The organism is Carnobacterium jeotgali MS3 (assembly GCF_000745125.1).
Lineage (GTDB): Bacteria > Bacillota > Bacilli > Lactobacillales > Carnobacteriaceae > Carnobacterium_B > Carnobacterium_B jeotgali.
Window position 1 is genome coordinate 478,876 of sequence record NZ_JQNF01000003.1, and the last position, 17,180, is coordinate 496,055.

Below are 17,180 nucleotides of genomic sequence, written 5' to 3' on the forward strand. Positions count from 1 at the left end.
AAACTGTTACAACATACTGAGGAGGCTTTATAATGAAAGAAACCATTTATTTAGGAACGTATACTAAAGGAAATAGTGAAGGAATTTATGAGATTGTATTAAACACTGAAACGAAACGTTTAGAAGAAGCTAAACTAGTTGCAAAAATTGGCAACCCTACTTATTTAGCATTATCTAATAAAAAAGACATTCTTTACGCTGTCAGTAAAACAGAAAAAGGCGGTGGAATTGCTGCTTTCAAGAAAAATTCAGACGCAACATTTGAAAAAATAAGTGAATTAATTGAAGAAAATGCTGCACCACCTTGTTATGTTGCCTATGATGCAGACCGTTCACTTGTCTACACAACAAGTTACCATGACGGTTTTGTATCTGTTTACAAAACTGATACAAACGGCAGCTTAACGTTAACCGATGTTAAACAACATGACGGTTCAAGTGTTCATGAGAATCAAGAAAAAGCTCACGCTCACTACATGAATCTTACACCAGATCGTAATTACGTGGTCGCTTGTGATTTAGGAACAGATAAAGTTTACACCTATAAAGTATCAGAAGATGGCAAGTTAGATTTAGCGGTTACGTATAAAGCTAATCCAGGAACTGGTCCTCGTCATTTAGTCTTCCATCCAAATGGTAAGTTTGCTTATCTTGTTGGAGAATTAACTAGTGAGATCGTTGTATTAGCTTACAATGCTGCTGATGGTTCATTTAAAACAGTTCAAACCGTTTCTTCTATTCCAGACACACATACAACTTTCAATAGTGGATCAGCAGTACGTGTTACTGAAGATGGTCGCTTTTTATACTCTTCAAATCGTGGTCACAACTCAATTGCGGTTTACGCTATAAATGAACACGGCGATTCAATTGAACGGATTCAATTGATTGCTTCTGAAGGAGATACCCCTCGTGACTTTGCATTAGACCCTACTGAACAATTTGTAGTAGTTGGTCATCAATCTTCAGATAAGCTTACTTTATTTGAACGGAATGCAGAAACTGGTCTTTTATCCCTGCTTCAAAAAGATGTTTATGCTCCAGAATGTGTTTGCGTTACTTTTGAATAAAACGATTTAACTAGACTAATCAGAACTTGTAACTAGGTTCTGATTAGTCTAGTTATTTATTTCGATATAATTTATCTCTAATTAAACTTATTTATTGTAAGCTAATTATCGTTGTGTTATAGTTGATTTATCGTTTCTTATCCATTCAAAATTTATCGCTTGAAAGGTGCCTACCTCAAATGATCAAAGGTCTCCATCATGTCTCTGCGTTCACCAATTCTGCTAGAGAAAACCACTTTTTCTATACCACTATTCTTGGTTTACGTTTTGTTAAAAATTCCGTCAATCAAGAAAATACATCCATTCGACATTTGTTTTATGGCGACTATCAAGGAAATCCGGGAACTTTGCTGACTTTTTTTGTATTAAAGACTGTCGGTAGTGCTTATAATGAGAACTCTTATTTTTCAACAGTTACGTTGAAAATTCCTAAAGGCAGCCTAGCTTATTGGGAATCTCGTTTAGCCCGCTTTTCGATTCAGACTACAGTGGACCGAGACAAACAGTCCTTAACGTTTAAAGATCTAGATCAATTTCCCCTTTCTTTGATAGAAGTTGATGAAGTGATTTCTCTAGAAAATGCAACGAAACATTCTGATATTACACCGAACAACCAAATTATTAGTATTTTTGACGTCTTACTTAAAGTTGAGCGCCCAGATGAAACCGTCTCTTTTTTAACTGAATTTTTAGGATTGCCCTTAACCAGTCAAAACAAGCAAGTTCAAGACACTCAACAAGGTGTTTTTACAACAGTTTCTGCTAGCTCTAGTACTGCTTTATCACGCATGGGGAGAGGAACAATCGATCACATTGCTTATACTATTCATTCACCTGAAGAGCTTGAACGTTTGTATCAAAAAGCGCTACAGCAGAAATTACCCATTGAACAATATGTTGAACGAGGTTATTTTAAGAGCTTATATCTAAAAGAACCAAATGGGTTGCGAATCGAAATAGCTACAGAGATACCTGGATTTACACTAGATGAATCGATTGAAGAATTAGGAAGTACACTTGCACTCCCCCCATTTTTAGAAAATAAACGAGGAGCAATTGAAGCTCAATTGGGGAATTTTTAAAATAAACAGATTAAAAGGATTTCGCGAACGCGTGTCTCTTATTAAACTAAATTTTTAGGATGTGACTTACTCATGTTTCACTATAAAGCAGAACAACTCGATAAAAAGCAACAATACAAACTTGTCAGTGGGAGTGTGATCCCCCGTCCAATTGCGTGGGTCACTTCTTTATCAAAAGATGGTTCTGTAGTAAATGCAGCTCCATTTAGTTTTTTCAGTGCTGCCTCAAATGAACTGCCTTTGCTGACAGTTGCGATTTTGAGAAAAGATGGCGTAATCAAAGATACCGCCCGCAATATACTGGATCGAAAAGAAGCTGTTGTTCATATTGTTGATCAATCTGTCGTTGAAGAAATGAACCGTACTTCTGCTCCTTTGCCTCCTGATCAAAGCGAAATTGATCAAACACAGTTAACGTTAGTTGATAGCCTTAGTGTAAAAGTCCCTTCTATTGCTGAAGCGAAGATTCGTTTTGAGGGAGTCTTACATCAATACATTCCGGTTAAAAATGAAAAAGATGAAGTTGTTACGGATTTCTTTTTTATTCGAGTAACGGATTTCTTTTTTGATGAAGCCGTTTTTGATCAAGAAAAAGAATACATTCTAACGGATAAATTAAACCCTGTTGCACGACTTGCGGGTAATCAATACGCTACATTAGATGAAGAATTCACTATTGTGCGCCCAAATTAACACTAAAAGAGTCGCTCAAGAATTCTTGAGCGACTCTTTTTTAACGATTAGGAATGGTCTTCGTTCGTTTATTCTCTTATTGGACGATTTCGTTCATGTAGGTACACTATCGCAGTAAGAGCTAAGATGAACACGTTAATACTAGTGGTAATTAATTTAGCATCTAATGGAATAGCACCTACATTCGCTACTGCTCCCAATAGCACAATCACAATTATACCACCTAACATTCCTATTAAACTCATTAAACTTTGCTTAACAAGTTGTGTTTCATCCTGCCAGTCATAATAAGCCAACCTGTTTCCGATGAAAATACCAGCTACTGCAGTAAACAATGAAAAACTCAGCGGTGTGACTAGTATCAACAGTATCTCACTAAGATTCGCTTTCAAAGAGATACTAAACAAGATTGAACAGATGATTGATGTCGGAATAGTAAAAGTTAAATTAGTTAATAAATAACTATCATATAATTTCTTTGGAGTAATGGGCAATGATTTAACTATCCAGATATTTTCACCTTCTAATGCCAGTGAGATAGTAGCAGTATTTGTCATAGAAACCATAGCTGCAATGACGTAACCAGCGCTATTTTTAGCCAATGGCAAATAATCAATCAAGTCCATGCTCTGAAGCATTTTCTCTGGTCCAATAATCAATGTACTTACAGCTAATAAAATAGCTAGCACACATCCAATCAATAAGTTTGTAGCAGCTACTGTTGATTTTAAAATACGCATGAGCGTTTTTTTATACAAGGCTACGGTTACCCCACTTTGTTGCAACACGGTAACTTTATAATTTCTCTTGCTCATATGTGAAGTCAAGGCTGTATTTATCTGTTTGTATTTAAGAGCTAACAACTGTAAAAAAACGAGATAAACCCCAATAGAAATGGCAGCAAACAACAGAAAAGAAAGAATTTTCCCATCTACGATTGCTTCTTTAAAAAATTTCGTTGGTGGGTAGAATTGGTTCAATCTCTCTGAAATAAAAGGAGCTAAAGAAGAAAAAGCAGCCTCATTTAAAGTGCCCGTTTGAGAATCAAAGAGCTCTCCAAATCCGAAATCAGCTGTTGGTGCTGTCATTAATAAGAGCAGAACTGCAGCAACTAATCCAATAGAAAGGATGGTAGCTATTGCGCTTGTGTATCTAAATTTGGCTGAAATCGCTGCAACAACTGCTCCAAAAATAGCCGCTAGTGCAGTAGGAATTAAGCTGACTAAAAAGATACTGGCAATCCACATCAAATAGACGCTAAAATGAGGTTGTTCAACTCCAAGATAAATTATTCCCATTGGCAACATTATTAAAATTGAAATAAAGGTATTCCAAATATACATATTTAAAAAACGGCTGTTAATAACCGTTTTTACCGTCAATGGCAAAGACATAATTAAATCATAATCACTAAAACCAAAAAATTCTCCATTTGATTTAAATAGTGAAAAGGATAAAGTAACTAAGCTACTGATAAATAAAGCCATACTAGGAACTAAAGTTGTCAGACCTAAGTAAACATAACCATACGCTATCCCCCCACAATAAACAGCGAGTGCCAGTAAAACTAGACAAACAGCCACTGTCACTGCAATTTTACTATTTCTTTTGCGTTTATCCTTTTCATAACGGAAAACATTTAAGTCAAGTTGCTCTATTAATCTATTTTTCGTAAGGCGCCAACATTTATTTTTTCCATTTATTTTTGCATCCATAGTATTCATACCTTACAGTACGCTCCTCTTTTTGGCTTAATTTTGATCTAAAATATCTATAAAAATCTCTTCTAACGAACTTCCCTCTTTCTCCTTCAACATATCTGCCATTGTTCCTGAAAAAACAAGTTTCCCATGATTGATCATCGCTACTTTATTGCAAATTTTTTCTGCAGTGTCCAATACATGTGTCGAGAAGAATACGGAGCTTCCATTTGCACAAAGTTCATGCATGATTTTCTTTAGTGTAACGGCAGCTTTAGGATCTAATCCCACAAAAGGCTCATCTAATACAAGGAGCTTAGGGTCATGGATGACAGCAGAAATAACCGCAAGTTTTTGTTTCATACCATGTGAATAAGAAGAAATTAAATCTCCTAAGTTCTCAGTAATTTCAAATAAATCTGCATATTTTTTTACTTTTGCCTCACGTACTGTAGTCGGAACATTAAAGATATCTGCTATAAAGCTGAGATATTGGATACCCGTCATATGTTCATAAAGATCCGGATTGTCTGGTATATAAGCAATAACTTGCTTGCATAAGAGTGGCTCTGTTCTCATTGAATGACCATCAATGAGAATGTCTCCTTCTTCATAATCAAGGATACCTACAATTGATTTGATCGTCGTACTTTTTCCAGCTCCATTGTGACCAATAAAACCAAAAATATCTCCTTCATCCACGTTAAGACTAATATTGTCTACTGCTTTTACGCCACCTTTATAGGTCTTGCTAAAATGATTGATCTTCAACATTTTCTTATGTCCTCTCTTTTACGAATCTTGTCTCTCACTAATTTTAGTCAGCCATCTTAGTTATATTTTTGAGTAAGTCTACCGTATCTTAACGTTGCCAATTTCCTTTAACTAATCATAGTCTTTTTCGGATTACTTTACAGCTGTTTTTTTACAAATTCATTTATTCTGCTAAATAAATACACCTCAAAAACTAGAATTCACTCTAGCCTTCAAGGTGTATTTCTTATTCATTTCATTTTTCTAGCGTATTTAGGACTAAATCCTTTTTAAGATTTAGCTGTAAGTGACCCAATTTCTGCTGATGCTGAAGATTGTCCTTTACCACTTAAAGAGAAATCTGCGACTTTATCCATATTCGTAAACACAACAACCATTGCGTTATCTTTTCCAGCAGCTTCAAGTGCAACTAAGTCCACAGTTGAAACAAGTGTTTCAGGTGTTACTTGGTCTCCTTCAACAACAGCAGTAGTGAAAGGTCCCCCATTTAATTCAACAGTATCTAGTCCCATATGCAATAGAACTTCTACGCCATTTGGAAGTTCTATTCCTACAGCATGTTTAGTAGGGAAAACGCTGACTACTTTTCCCGTTACTGGAGAATAAATTTTTCCATCTGTTGGAATAACTGCGTATCCGTCTCCCATCATTTTTTGTGAAAAAACTGGATCTGCTACTTCTTCAATTGAAATAACGGTTCCATTTGCAGGTGAAAATAATTTCACCTCAGCACTTCCTTCATCTTTGTTTCCTTTTTTCAAAAAATCGAACATTCCCATTTCTATTCCTACTTTCTATAATTTATAGTCTACTTCTTAGTCATTTAACCATAAGAAGTTTGCACTTAATAATACCATAAACGACCCCTTAATGAGAACAGAAAAGCCTGGTTAATTTTTCATTTTCTGTATTTTTATTCATTTTATTAGTCAAAATTTAAATATACTGTCTTAATTTCTACATCTTCACTGTTAGATCCTACCATTAAATCAAATTCACCTGACTCAACAGACACCGTTAAATCTTGGTGGATGTACTTAAAGTCTTCTTTTTTTAAGCTAAAGGCAACATCCATTGATTCACCTGGTTCTAAAAATATCTTTTTGAACCGTTTCAATTCTTTGATTGGGCGAACTACTTTTCCTACTTTATCTCTACTGTACAACTGAACAACTTCAGCTCCAGCTAATTCTCCACTATTTTTTATTGTTAGGGCTAATTTGACTTCATCATCTTGGCTTTTTGCAGATTTAGTTACGCTAATTTGCATGGGACTATAGTCAAAACGCGTATAACTTAGTCCATAACCAAATGGGAAAAGGGGACTGTTATCGACATCTAAATACCTTGATAAATACTTATCTTCTTGGTTAAATGCTGTTAAAGGGCGTCCTGTATTGTCTTGATTGTAGTATAGTGGAACTTGACCAACGGCTTTTGGAAAAGACATGGTTAATTTGCCACTTGGATTTTTTTTGCCATAAAGTACATTAGCCACAGCAGAACCTGCTTCTGTACCTGGGAACCAAGTTTCAATAATGCTAGCTACCTCATCAACACTATCTGTTAGATCTAATGGCCTGCCATTAACTAGAGTTAAAATGATTGGCTTATTTAATGTCCGTAAATTTTTGATCAATTGAATCTGTTCTGAAGGCAATTTAATGTTGCTTCTGCTGGCTCCTTCTCCACTCATATAAGAAGACTCACCAAATGCAGCTATAATAACATCCACATCATTCAAGTCTGTTAACCAGTCTTTTGGCGTTTCTTTAATTGAACAATCAATTGTTTTCAATACGATGGCTTCTTTTGAAATGTGCTGTAAAAGACCTTCATAGAGCGAAACACTTTCACTTTGCTGACCTTTCCAAGACCAAGCGCCTAATACGTCTTTTGCTTGTCCTTCAGGCACAATCAAAGCTACTTTCTGATGGATATTCAACGGCAATGTCTGGTCTTTATTTTTTAATAGTACGATTGACTCTTCAGCGATTCCCCTCGCTTTTGCTCGGTGTTCCTGACTAAACACCGTTGTTTTTTCCGCTGCACTATTCGCCCCACGATAGGGACTTTCAAATAACCCCAGATCGTTTTTTAATGTCAGAATTCGCCATACTGCTTCGTTAATTAATTCTTCGCCAATTTCGCCTTCATCAATCAATTCATTCAAATGATTCAAATAAGCACCTGTCATCATCTCGATATCTACACCTGCTGTTATGGCTAACCCACCAGCTTCTTTTAAATTTTCAGCGATACCATGGGGAATCATTTCTCCAACGGATGCCCAATCAGAAATGAGAACTCCTTCAAATCCAAGCTCTTTTCGAAGAACGTCACGCATCAATGGTTTATTTGCTGTTGCCGGAACACCATCAAGAGAATTAAAAGACGTCATAACCAATTTGCTACCTTCCTCAATTCCTGCTTGATAAGCCGGCAGATACATTTCTTTTAAGGTCCGTTTTGACAATTCAACCGTGTTGTACTCTCGTCCTGCTATGGGTGCGCCATACCCAGCAAAGTGTTTGATACAAGCTGCTACTCTTAATTTGTCCATTGCCAAATCTTTCCCTTGATATCCCCTAACAAAGGCACGCGCGTATAGTTGATTTAAATAAGGATCTTCTCCTGTAGATTCCATGACTCTTCCCCAACGAGCATCACGGACTAAATCGACCATAGGCGAAAAGGTGACATGTAAACCCGAAACAGCTGCTTCTTTAGCAGCTATAGTTGCACTTTCTTCAATTAAATCAGGATCCCATGTACTAGCCATACCTAAAGGGACTGGAAAAATCGTACGGTAGCCATGAATCACGTCTGCCATAAATAATAGCGGTATGCCTAAACGACTTTTTGCTAAATGTTCTTTTTGGATGGTTATTAACGTGTCTGCACCAGAAACACCAAGCACGGATCCAATAGTAGCCATCTTTTCAGGAGTCATATTCATTTCATGCATCGGTCCCGTATTTTCACTATCCTCTTTTTTATAGAATTCTCCTGCTAATTGAACCATTTGACCAATTTTTTCGTCTCTTGTCATCTTGCTGAGCAGTTGTTTAAGTTGAATTGAGTCCATAAAATCCTCCTTATCCCATTTTCCCGCTGCATCTAGTGAAAAGTGTTTAGTTTGCTTATCCGAACTTTTTTATAAAACCGCTTACTTAAACTAACTGTAGCACCATTCTTTTTGTTTCTCAAATGATACCATTGAAAAAATGTGCTATAGTTGAGCAGTATGATAGAGAAAGGATGAAAAAACAGATGAAAAAAATTAGTAAAGGATTATTCTTATCCATCGCTATTGCTATTATTGCAACGCTTTTGGGGAATTTTTTCCCAATTATTGGTAGTGCTGTATTTGCAATTATTTTAGGTTTGTTATTAAACAACACCTTAACTATTCCTGCTGATTTCCAGCCAGGTATTAAGTTTTCTTCAAAAAAAATCTTACAAGCATCCATCGTATTGTTGGGTTTTAGCTTATCCATTCAAGACATTAAGTCAACTGGTCTTTCTTCACTAAGTGTTACACTTATTACGATTGCTGTTGCTTTTATGAGTGCTTTTTTGATTGGAAAATGGTTAAAGATTCCCACAAATACCACAACTTTAATCGGTGTAGGAACAGCTATTTGTGGAGGATCAGCAATTGCAGCTGTATCGCCAATCATTGAAGCCGATGATGATGAAATTGCTTTATCTATTTCGACGATTTTTTTATTTAATATTGTAGCTGTTTTTCTTTTCCCATTTCTAGGCCACCTACTGAATTTATCAGATGCTGGGTTTGGCTTGTGGGCTGGAACAGCCATCAATGATACTTCTTCAGTTGTCGCTGCGGGTTACAGTTACAGCGAGGCTGCTGGTGATTATGCGACTATCGTAAAATTAACCAGAGCGACTTTAATCATTCCAATATCATTGATCATAGCTGGAATTCAAGTGTATAAGAAAAAACGTTTAGCTGAAAAAGTTTCTTTAAAACAAATTTTCCCCTGGTTCATTTTGTGGTTCTTAGTAGCTTCTTTAATCAGCAGTACGGGTGTCCTGCCTGAAGCCTTTATAGCAACTGCCAAATGGCTTTCACGTTTTATGATTGCAATGGCCTTAGGTTCAATTGGGTTGTCTTCTAACTTAAAAGCCTTATTAAAGACAGGGAAAAAACCAGTTCTGCTTGGTTTAGCTACATGGTTCTTTGTTGCTCTCAGCAGTTTACTTATTCAGTTTATTCAAGGGCAGCTTTAATTCAACCTACCAAAACTAATACGCCTTTTCCATAGTGTAACGGCTCTAAAAATAGTTAATCTTTTCTAAATAGGGTAGGATAACTAGTAAGATTTAGGTATACTTAATTCTGTGCGTTTTAAATCCACGTTTTTTATTTGAAAGGAGAACAACATGATTTTTATTGAATTGTTAAAAGCTGTATTTTTAGGGGTAGTCGAAGGAATCACCGAATGGTTACCTATTAGTAGTACCGGTCACATGATTTTGGTAGAAGAATTTATTCAATTAGATGCTTCTGCAGCGTTTAAAGAAATGTTTTTTGTCGTAATCCAGCTGGGAGCTATATTAGCGGTTGTCTTACTTTATTTTAATAAGTTAAACCCATTCTCGCCAAAGAAATCTACTCAAGAAAAAAAAGACACTATGTCTATCTGGTACAAAGTAGTTGTCGGGGTTTTACCTGCAGCAGTATTAGGTTTCTTATTTGATGATTGGTTAAATGATCATTTATACAATTACTGGACAGTTGCTATTATGTTGATTGTTTATGGGATTTTATTTATTATCATTGAAAACCGCAATAAAGGAAAAGAAAGTTCAATCAATTCTTTTCAGGATTTGACCTATAAAACGGCCTTTTTAATTGGTATGTTCCAAGTTCTTTCACTGATTCCTGGTACATCTCGTTCTGGCGCAACAATTTTAGGAGCTATTTTAATCGGAACTTCTCGTTTTGTTGCTACAGAGTATTCTTTCTTCCTATCCATTCCAATTATGTTTGGAGCAAGTTTCCTTAAACTATTTAAGTTTGGTTTTGCCTTTACGGGAATGGAAGTAGCTATTCTTTTAACCGGTATGATAGTAGCATTCATTGTTTCGGTTATCGCAATCAAATTCTTAATGGGCTATATTAAAAATAATGACTTCAAAGCTTTTGGATGGTACCGAATCATTTTAGGTATTCTTGTGATTGGTTATTTCATTTTCTTTGGTTAAAATCAGTAAAAAAGATTAGGACAATTTGTCCTAATCTTTTTTATTGTACTTTTTTATTTTACAAAGAATGCTTCATATAAGGCTTTTATTGCCAGATCTTCGTGTTTTGCTTGAATACCAAACATAACACTCACTTCAGAAGCACCTTGGTTGATCATATCAATATTGATGTTATTTTCAGAAAAAGCTGTCGCTGCTTTAGACATTGTATACATCTTATCACGCATACCTTCGCCCACGATCATAATTAATGCAATGTTGTGTTCGATTTTCACACTATCTGCGTCCAAATCTTCTTTAAGTTGAACCAACAGTGATTGTTCTTCTTCTGCAGTCATTTGATCCGTATGCAAGATAATGGTTAAATTATCGATTCCTGAAGGCATATGTTCATAACTGATGCCTCTTGATTCCAATATTTCTAATACTTTACGTCCAAAACCAATTTCACGGTTCATCAAATACTTGTCAATATAAATACTGCTAAAACCGCTAGAACTAGCAATTCCAATCACGCCTTGCTCAGTCATTTGTCTTTCTTTCATAATACGCGTTCCCGGAGCAGATGGGTTATTTGTATTTTTAATTTGAACTGGAATACCTAATTTGAACGCGGGTTGCAAAGCTTCATCATGTAAAACAGAAAAACCACCATACGAAAGTTCGCGCATTTCACGGTAAGTTAGTTCCTTAATACCAATAGGACTTTCAACTACATGAGGATTAGCAGCAAATATGGCATCTACATCTGTAAAGTTTTCATATAGCTCCGCTTGGATTCCATTTGCCAAAATCGAACCCGTAATATCTGAACCGCCTCTTGAGAAAGTACACACTTTTCCATCTTGTGTGTATCCGAAAAAACCTGGAAAGACAATGACTTCTTCACTAGCACGCAATTTGTATAACCTGTCATAACTCTCAGGTAAAACTTGTGCATTTCCTGGTTCATTCGTTACGATTAATCCAGCTTCTTGAGGATCCATATAACGAGTTGGAATGCCTTCTTGATTAAAAAAAGCTGCAACTAACTTGGCATTATTATTTTCGCCACTTGCTTTAAATGCATCTAAATAATAATCGGGTTCATTTTTATTGCCCTTAACCAAATCTTCTAAATTGGTTTTGATTTCATCAATGATTTTCGTTCCCAAACCTAATTCTTCTGCAATATCTTGATAACGCGCAATAATCTTACCCAATACTGCGCTAAAATCATGCCCTACAAGAGCTTTCATACCAAATCCAATCAATAAGTCGGTTACCTTTTCATCTTCTGTTGAACGCTTACCAGGAGCTGATACGACAACAATTTTTCTTGCAGCATCCGCTTTTACAATTTGTACTACTTTTTTCAACTGACTTCCTGAAGCTAATGAGCTTCCACCAAATTTAATCACGTTCATCAAAGTAACATCCTTTATTATTTTTTATTTACTTTCATTCATCACTGGACAAGGGAAAGAAGTATATTCCTACATTTTGGACTGTTTTTCGTTGAGAATCAAGTCTTTCTATCTATTTAATCAAAAAAGCAGAAATATTATTTCATTTTGTCTTTTTATCATTTAGTAATCTATTTAACATCAATTTGACATCAAAATAATACTTTAGTCCCTATTTAATTCCCCAAAATAAGCATATAATAAAGTAGTTGACATTCAACGTTTTATTTTATAGATGCACTTATTTTATTACTTATTATGGGAGAAAAAAATTATGAAAATGAATAAATACATCAATCTTTTCTTAGGTTTTTCTGTTGTTGCAGGATTGCTGGGAAATTCTGTTTCAAAGAAAAAGAACGGCTTATCTAAATCAATCTCTATGAAAGATCCTCTTGCTCCTTTCATCGGGACTTGGAGTAATCAAGAACTAGACGAAAAACAGCGTCTTTTAAAAATAACAAAAGAAGGAAATTTTGTTATTAATGACCAACCTATTTTAGGTAGCATTACTTCTATCTCCTCACAACAACTTGTCTTCACGGATCATTTTGGGTATGAATTGATTGCTAAGCGTCAAGCAAATGATACATTATCTTTTTATGACGATGCCGATGAGAAAAATTATTTATTTGTTTTAACAGAGTAAAATCTATCCATGATACTAACCTCATGGATAGGTTTTACTTTTTTCGTTTTCTTGAACTGCACTAGTGAAAAAAAGTTCTGCAGACGTTATGGTATAATAAATAATCAACTTATTTTCTACTGCTCAGAAAGGAGTAATGCTCTTGTTTCAATACCTTTTAATCGGACTAATTGTCTTTTACGTAATGGGAAATTTATTAGCCTTACGTCATTTTGGCGCTTATGATTTTGAAAGTCAATTCGTTCGTATCTTCCTTGTAAATGATCGAAGAATCATAAAAAATATCAAAGCTAAACCGACCATTCCTTTAATAAAAAAATTAAAACAAATTTTTAGTTTGCAATTAATCGCTAAAATCGTGATTTATTCGCTATTTGTTCATTTTTATCTTAATAATAATACCGCTGTGAGTATTTCTGTTTTAGCTGTGTTATTTGTTTGCAATATTCTTTTTGATTTACAAACGAACAAAATTGTTAATAAAGCAACTAAAGCCTGAACAGAAGCGTCTAAGATAAAAAGAGCTCTAAACGAAGAGTGATACTTCTCGTTCAGAGCTCTTTCTATTTAGTCTTGTTTATAAATAAGTCACTTTTTAGTGAGATTCAATATAAGCATCTTTGTAGCTGTATTTAGCTCCAACTTGGTAGTTATAGATATCTTTAACATATTCTTTTTGCAATGTTGCTGCTGCTCTTTGGAAAAGAGGAGCTACGCCAGCTTCATCTAATAAGATTTTTTCTGCATCAAGCAAGTTTGTCCAACGTGCATCAACATCTGTTGCATTTTCACCTTTAGATAAGGCAACTAATTTATCAAATTCTGCATTGCTGTAGCTTGAACGGTTATATGGACTTTCTGATGTCATTAAATCAATAAAGTTAACTGGATCAGCAAAGTCTGCTCCCCATCCACCTAAAGCTAAATCATAATCTTGTTTTGTTTGTAATTCTAAACGAGCTTTGAATGGAACATTTTTCAGTGTGATTTCTACACCAGGTAAGTTTGTTTCAATTTGGTCTTTCATGTAAGCACCGATTTTTTTGTTTGATTCATCATCATCACCAAGTAATTCTAATGTTACCGTATCTGTACCTAGTTCAGATTTAGCGGCTTCCCAGTATTTATTAGCTGCATCTTTATCAAACGTTAGATAGTCGCCAGACTCTGCACGGAAATCTTCTCCAGTCGTTGGATTTGCTGCTAATTCAGCAGGCACAAGTCCTCCTACTTTTTGAGAACCATTAGCTAAGATTTCATTAACCAATAAATCATGGTCATAAGAAGTTGCAATAGCTTTACGTAAGTTTTCATTTGCTAAGAGTGTTTCTTTGCCATCTCGTTCTTGATTCAATTGAAGATAAGACGTTCTTGCTTCTGTTTCAACTGTGTAGTCTGCATTATCTTGGTATTGTTTAGCAAATTCACCTGTTAAATTAACACGATCAATTTGACCAGAATCATATAAATTTAACGCTGTTGACGTTTCTTTAATAACCTCAACATTAATCTCTTCTAAAGCAACATTTTCAGCATCCCAATAATCTTCATTCTTTTCGTATGTCCAGTTTAGATTCGTTCCATCCCATTTAGTGAATGTGAACGGTCCATTAAAGACCATTGTTTCTGCTGAAGTTCCATAATTATCACCTTGTTCTTCTACAAATGCTTGATTTTGAGGGAAGAATGTAGGGAATGCCATTAATGAAATGAAATAAGGTACTGGCGTTTCCATTGTCACTTTCAATTCATAATCGCCTACTGCTTCTACGCCTAATGTTTCAGGATCAGCCTCACCTGAAATGATACTTGATGCATTTTTAATTCCTTCAAATAAGTAAGAATAAGAAGCAGCTGTTTCAGGATTAACAACACGTTTCCAAGCGTAAACAAAATCTTTAGCTGTTACAGGGTCACCATTTGACCAAGTTGTGTCTTCACGCAATTTAAAAGTATATTCTAAGCCGTCTTCGCTAACTGTTGCTTCATCTTCAGCTAAAGCAGGAATGGGTTGGCTGTCTTTATCAAGACGATACAAGCCTTCATTGATGTTATTAAAAACAGTAAAACTTACTGTATCTGTAGCTAGTGCTGTATCCCCAGTCGGTAATTCAGCAATTTCAACTAAATTTAATACTTGCTCTTCTGCTAAATTACCTTCACTTGAGCTTGAACTGCCTTTTTCGCTTTCTGCGTCATTTCCACAAGCTACTAATAAACCAGCTGTTAACACTAATGCACCTGATTGCCACCACTTTTTCTTTTCCATAGTTAAATCCCCCTGTTTTCTTATCCGTTTTTAATCTCTCTCTAATAAAATTAGAACTTGATAATAAATATACACATTCTTGTTCTTATTTGCAAGCTTTTTTACAAAGCTTTTTTTCAAAAAGATTAACTTTTATTGACAACTGAATACTTTTACCTTTATGCTTATCATTAGTAAGCAACTATTAGGAGTGATACAGGATGAAAATAGAAGTATGGTCAGATTTTGTTTGCCTTTTTGTTACATTGGAAAACGTCATTTAGAAGCAGCTATAAAAGAGCGCACCGATGTAGAAAATTGAATTTCATAGTTATGAACTAGATCCCACAGCACCTGAAAAAGTTGAAGGAAATATGGAAGATTATTTCGCTGATCACAAAGGAATGAGTGTTGAACAAGCTCATTCTATGATTCAACAAGTTACTCAAATGGCTAATAACGTCGATCTAGATTACCATTACGAAAACGATTCAGCATGGGAAATACTCTGAAACCACATCGTTTGTTTCAATATGCTAAAGAACATGGTAAAGGAAATGAATTTATGGAACTAGCAAAAAAAGCTTATTTCATTGAAGGGAAATGGTTAAATGATGATGACTTTTTAGTTCATTTAGCCACTTCGATTGGATTAGATGAAACAAAAGTTAAAGAACGTTTATCTTCAGAAGCTTATTTAGATGCCGTACGTTTGGACCAAGCCAAAGCAGCTGAAATTGGTGTTCAAGGTGTTCTTTCTTTGTTATTGATGAACAATATGGCATCAGTGGAGCACAACCTATTGAAGTATTTGAACAAGTATTAGCAGAAATAGACGCAAAAAAATAATTGAATGACTGATATAAATATTTTAATTTGATGCGTTTCACGAAATAGTGTTCTACTGTTTGGAATGTAATTATTAATTAAACAACCAAAAAACCCTCAGAAATTAGCGCTAATTTCTGAGGGTTTTTATTTTTTTCAACTAGTAAATTAGATTAATGCAATAGCGATCATTGTAAGCAAGATAAAAATGATACAACGTGCATAGCTTTTTTCACTTTAAATAAATCACCTTGTGCTAATTTGAAAATTGGATAAGCTACGAAACCAAATGCTAATCATCAGCAATACTTGACGTTAAAGGAATCATAACCACAATCAAAAATGCCGGGAACCATTCACTAAAATCATCAAATGGCATATACTTCAAATTCCCCATCATGATGGCACCTGTAATAACAATTACGGGTGACAATGCTGCGTTTGGAATATAAGACAACAGCGGAGTAAAGACTAATGAAAGTAAAAACAATCCTCCAGCAAAAATAGCTGTTAAACCTGTTTTCCCTCCAGCTTTAATTCCTGAAGCACTTTCTGCTGCTGGAAAGTTGGACTTGTTCCGAGTAAAGCCAGATACAAGAGTCATGACTCCGCTGACTTTGAATGCACTGGTATAACGCGGTTTTATCTTCTAACATTCCTTCAAATAACCCAATCGATTCAAAGATCAAGATCATTGTCATAGAGAAAATGGCTATTAAAGAAGGTAAAGTAAAGACAGCTGAGAAATCTAGCGCTCCTAAAAGTGCTGGGAACTCTGTGATGTTTCCCAATGAGAATGAAGAAACACCTGCTTTATGAATACCAGTCACTAGCGAAATAAGTGTGATCACAACAATTCCAATAAAGAAGTTTCCAGGTACATTTCTTAAGTACAATACGCCAGATAAAAAGATTCCAATAACGGCCAATAATACAATTGGATCCGATAGATCGCCTAAGACTGCAAATGAGTCTGCTCCTCCATCAACAAGAATACCGCCATTTTTTAATCCTAGTACAACTAAAAACAAGCCTATACCAGCTGTGATTCCGTGCTTTAATGAATCAGGAATAGCATCTGCTAACAGTTTACTAATTGAAGTATATCCGACAACAATAAACAATAATCCCGATACGACAATAACAGATAATGCTTGCTGCCATGATAGCCCCATTGCTCCAACAATTGTATACGTAAAGAATGCATTGATCCCCATACCTGGTGTTAAGACCAGCGGAGCATTTCCCCATAATCCCATAACAATACTTCCAATAGCTGAAACGAGTATTGTACTAAAAACACTTAACTCGGCTGGAATACCTGCATCAGCTAGTATTAAAGGATTTACGATAATTATATAAGATAATGCAAAAAAGGACGTAAATCCTGCTAACATCTCTTGTTTGATACTTGTTTGTTTCTCTTTCAATTTAAAATAATTCATTATTTCTGCTC

The 17,180-nt window shown here is 35.2% G+C and carries 17 protein-coding genes; 9 read left to right on the forward strand and 8 right to left on the reverse strand.

Annotation, left to right across the window (positions count from 1 at the left end; genetic code table 11):
• Positions 1 to 32: 32 nt before the first annotated feature.
• The 3 genes from BP18_RS02375 to BP18_RS02385 all read left to right on the forward strand — a co-directional run bounded on the left by BP18_RS02375 (position 33) and on the right by BP18_RS02385 (position 2,845).
• The gene (locus BP18_RS02375) at positions 33 to 1,070 is read left to right on the forward strand and encodes a lactonase family protein (protein ID WP_029276506.1); all 1,038 of its coding nucleotides are present in this window, start codon (positions 33 to 35) and stop codon (positions 1,068 to 1,070) included.
• Between the two features lie 179 nt (positions 1,071 to 1,249).
• Positions 1,250 to 2,152: a VOC family protein gene (locus BP18_RS02380; RefSeq protein ID WP_029276504.1), complete on the forward strand. Its 903-nt coding sequence runs from the start codon at positions 1,250 to 1,252 to the stop codon at positions 2,150 to 2,152.
• A 72-nt stretch (positions 2,153 to 2,224) separates the two neighbouring features.
• Entirely contained in the window at positions 2,225 to 2,845 is a 621-nt protein-coding gene (locus BP18_RS02385; protein ID WP_029276502.1) for a flavin reductase family protein, read from the forward strand.
• Positions 2,846 to 2,913: 68 nt separating this feature from the next.
• On the opposite strand, the gene BP18_RS02390 is transcribed toward BP18_RS02385, so the two are convergent.
• The 4 genes from BP18_RS02390 to BP18_RS02405 all read right to left on the reverse strand — a co-directional run bounded on the left by BP18_RS02390 (position 2,914) and on the right by BP18_RS02405 (position 8,407).
• Positions 2,914 to 4,569 carry an ABC transporter permease gene (locus BP18_RS02390; RefSeq protein WP_051669233.1) on the reverse strand — a complete coding sequence of 552 codons (1,656 nt, stop codon included), beginning with the start codon at positions 4,567 to 4,569 and terminating at the stop codon, positions 2,914 to 2,916.
• A gap of 27 nt (positions 4,570 to 4,596) precedes the next feature.
• Positions 4,597 to 5,319: an ABC transporter ATP-binding protein gene (locus BP18_RS02395; RefSeq protein WP_029277376.1), complete on the reverse strand. Its 723-nt coding sequence runs from the start codon at positions 5,317 to 5,319 to the stop codon at positions 4,597 to 4,599.
• 269 nt (positions 5,320 to 5,588) lie between these two features.
• Positions 5,589 to 6,092 (reverse strand): PTS sugar transporter subunit IIA, encoded by a 504-nt coding sequence (locus tag BP18_RS02400; RefSeq protein WP_029277378.1) that lies wholly within the window; start codon positions 6,090 to 6,092, stop codon positions 5,589 to 5,591.
• A gap of 152 nt (positions 6,093 to 6,244) precedes the next feature.
• A complete protein-coding gene (locus BP18_RS02405) occupies positions 6,245 to 8,407 on the reverse strand; it encodes a glycoside hydrolase family 3 N-terminal domain-containing protein (protein ID WP_029277380.1) in 2,163 nt (720 codons plus the stop codon).
• A 185-nt stretch (positions 8,408 to 8,592) separates the two neighbouring features.
• On the opposite strand from BP18_RS02405, the gene BP18_RS02410 reads away from it, so the two are divergent.
• Complete coding sequence (locus BP18_RS02410) at positions 8,593 to 9,576, forward strand: YeiH family protein (RefSeq protein WP_007720790.1); 984 nt, start codon at positions 8,593 to 8,595, stop codon at positions 9,574 to 9,576.
• 153 nt (positions 9,577 to 9,729) lie between these two features.
• Positions 9,730 to 10,554 carry an undecaprenyl-diphosphate phosphatase gene (locus tag BP18_RS02415; protein WP_029277382.1) on the forward strand — a complete coding sequence of 275 codons (825 nt, stop codon included), beginning with the start codon at positions 9,730 to 9,732 and terminating at the stop codon, positions 10,552 to 10,554.
• Between the two features lie 53 nt (positions 10,555 to 10,607).
• Here the strand turns inward: BP18_RS02415 and BP18_RS02420 are convergent, their stop codons facing one another.
• Complete coding sequence (locus BP18_RS02420; protein ID WP_029277384.1) at positions 10,608 to 11,960, reverse strand: aspartate kinase; 1,353 nt, start codon at positions 11,958 to 11,960, stop codon at positions 10,608 to 10,610.
• A gap of 313 nt (positions 11,961 to 12,273) precedes the next feature.
• Between BP18_RS02420 and BP18_RS02425 the strand changes: the two genes are divergently transcribed.
• Positions 12,274 to 12,648 (forward strand): DUF4828 domain-containing protein, encoded by a 375-nt coding sequence (locus BP18_RS02425; protein WP_007720796.1) that lies wholly within the window; start codon positions 12,274 to 12,276, stop codon positions 12,646 to 12,648.
• A 136-nt stretch (positions 12,649 to 12,784) separates the two neighbouring features.
• A complete protein-coding gene (locus tag BP18_RS02430; protein WP_231549414.1) occupies positions 12,785 to 13,147 on the forward strand; it encodes a hypothetical protein in 363 nt (120 codons plus the stop codon).
• Between the two features lie 96 nt (positions 13,148 to 13,243).
• On the opposite strand, the gene BP18_RS02435 is transcribed toward BP18_RS02430, so the two are convergent.
• Entirely contained in the window at positions 13,244 to 14,917 is a 1,674-nt protein-coding gene (locus BP18_RS02435) for a peptide ABC transporter substrate-binding protein (RefSeq protein WP_007720802.1), read from the reverse strand.
• Positions 14,918 to 15,270: 353 nt separating this feature from the next.
• Here BP18_RS02435 and BP18_RS12775 point away from each other — a divergent pair, with 353 nt between their 5' ends.
• Positions 15,271 to 15,408 carry a hypothetical protein gene (locus BP18_RS12775; protein WP_231549415.1) on the forward strand — a complete coding sequence of 46 codons (138 nt, stop codon included), beginning with the start codon at positions 15,271 to 15,273 and terminating at the stop codon, positions 15,406 to 15,408.
• Entirely contained in the window at positions 15,393 to 15,722 is a 330-nt protein-coding gene (locus BP18_RS12780) for a DsbA family oxidoreductase (RefSeq protein ID WP_231549416.1), read from the forward strand. The genes BP18_RS12775 and BP18_RS12780 overlap by 16 nt, the downstream gene beginning before the upstream one ends.
• A gap of 294 nt (positions 15,723 to 16,016) precedes the next feature.
• Here BP18_RS12780 and BP18_RS12975 read toward each other — a convergent pair whose 3' ends face one another.
• Together BP18_RS12975 and BP18_RS02445 are read right to left on the reverse strand one after the other, a co-directional pair.
• The gene (locus tag BP18_RS12975) at positions 16,017 to 16,328 is read right to left on the reverse strand and encodes a solute carrier family 23 protein (RefSeq protein ID WP_331279840.1); all 312 of its coding nucleotides are present in this window, start codon (positions 16,326 to 16,328) and stop codon (positions 16,017 to 16,019) included.
• Positions 16,258 to 17,180: NCS2 family permease (locus BP18_RS02445; protein ID WP_331279841.1), on the reverse strand; the 923-nt coding region annotated here is incomplete at its 5' end. The genes BP18_RS12975 and BP18_RS02445, both read right to left, overlap by 71 nt.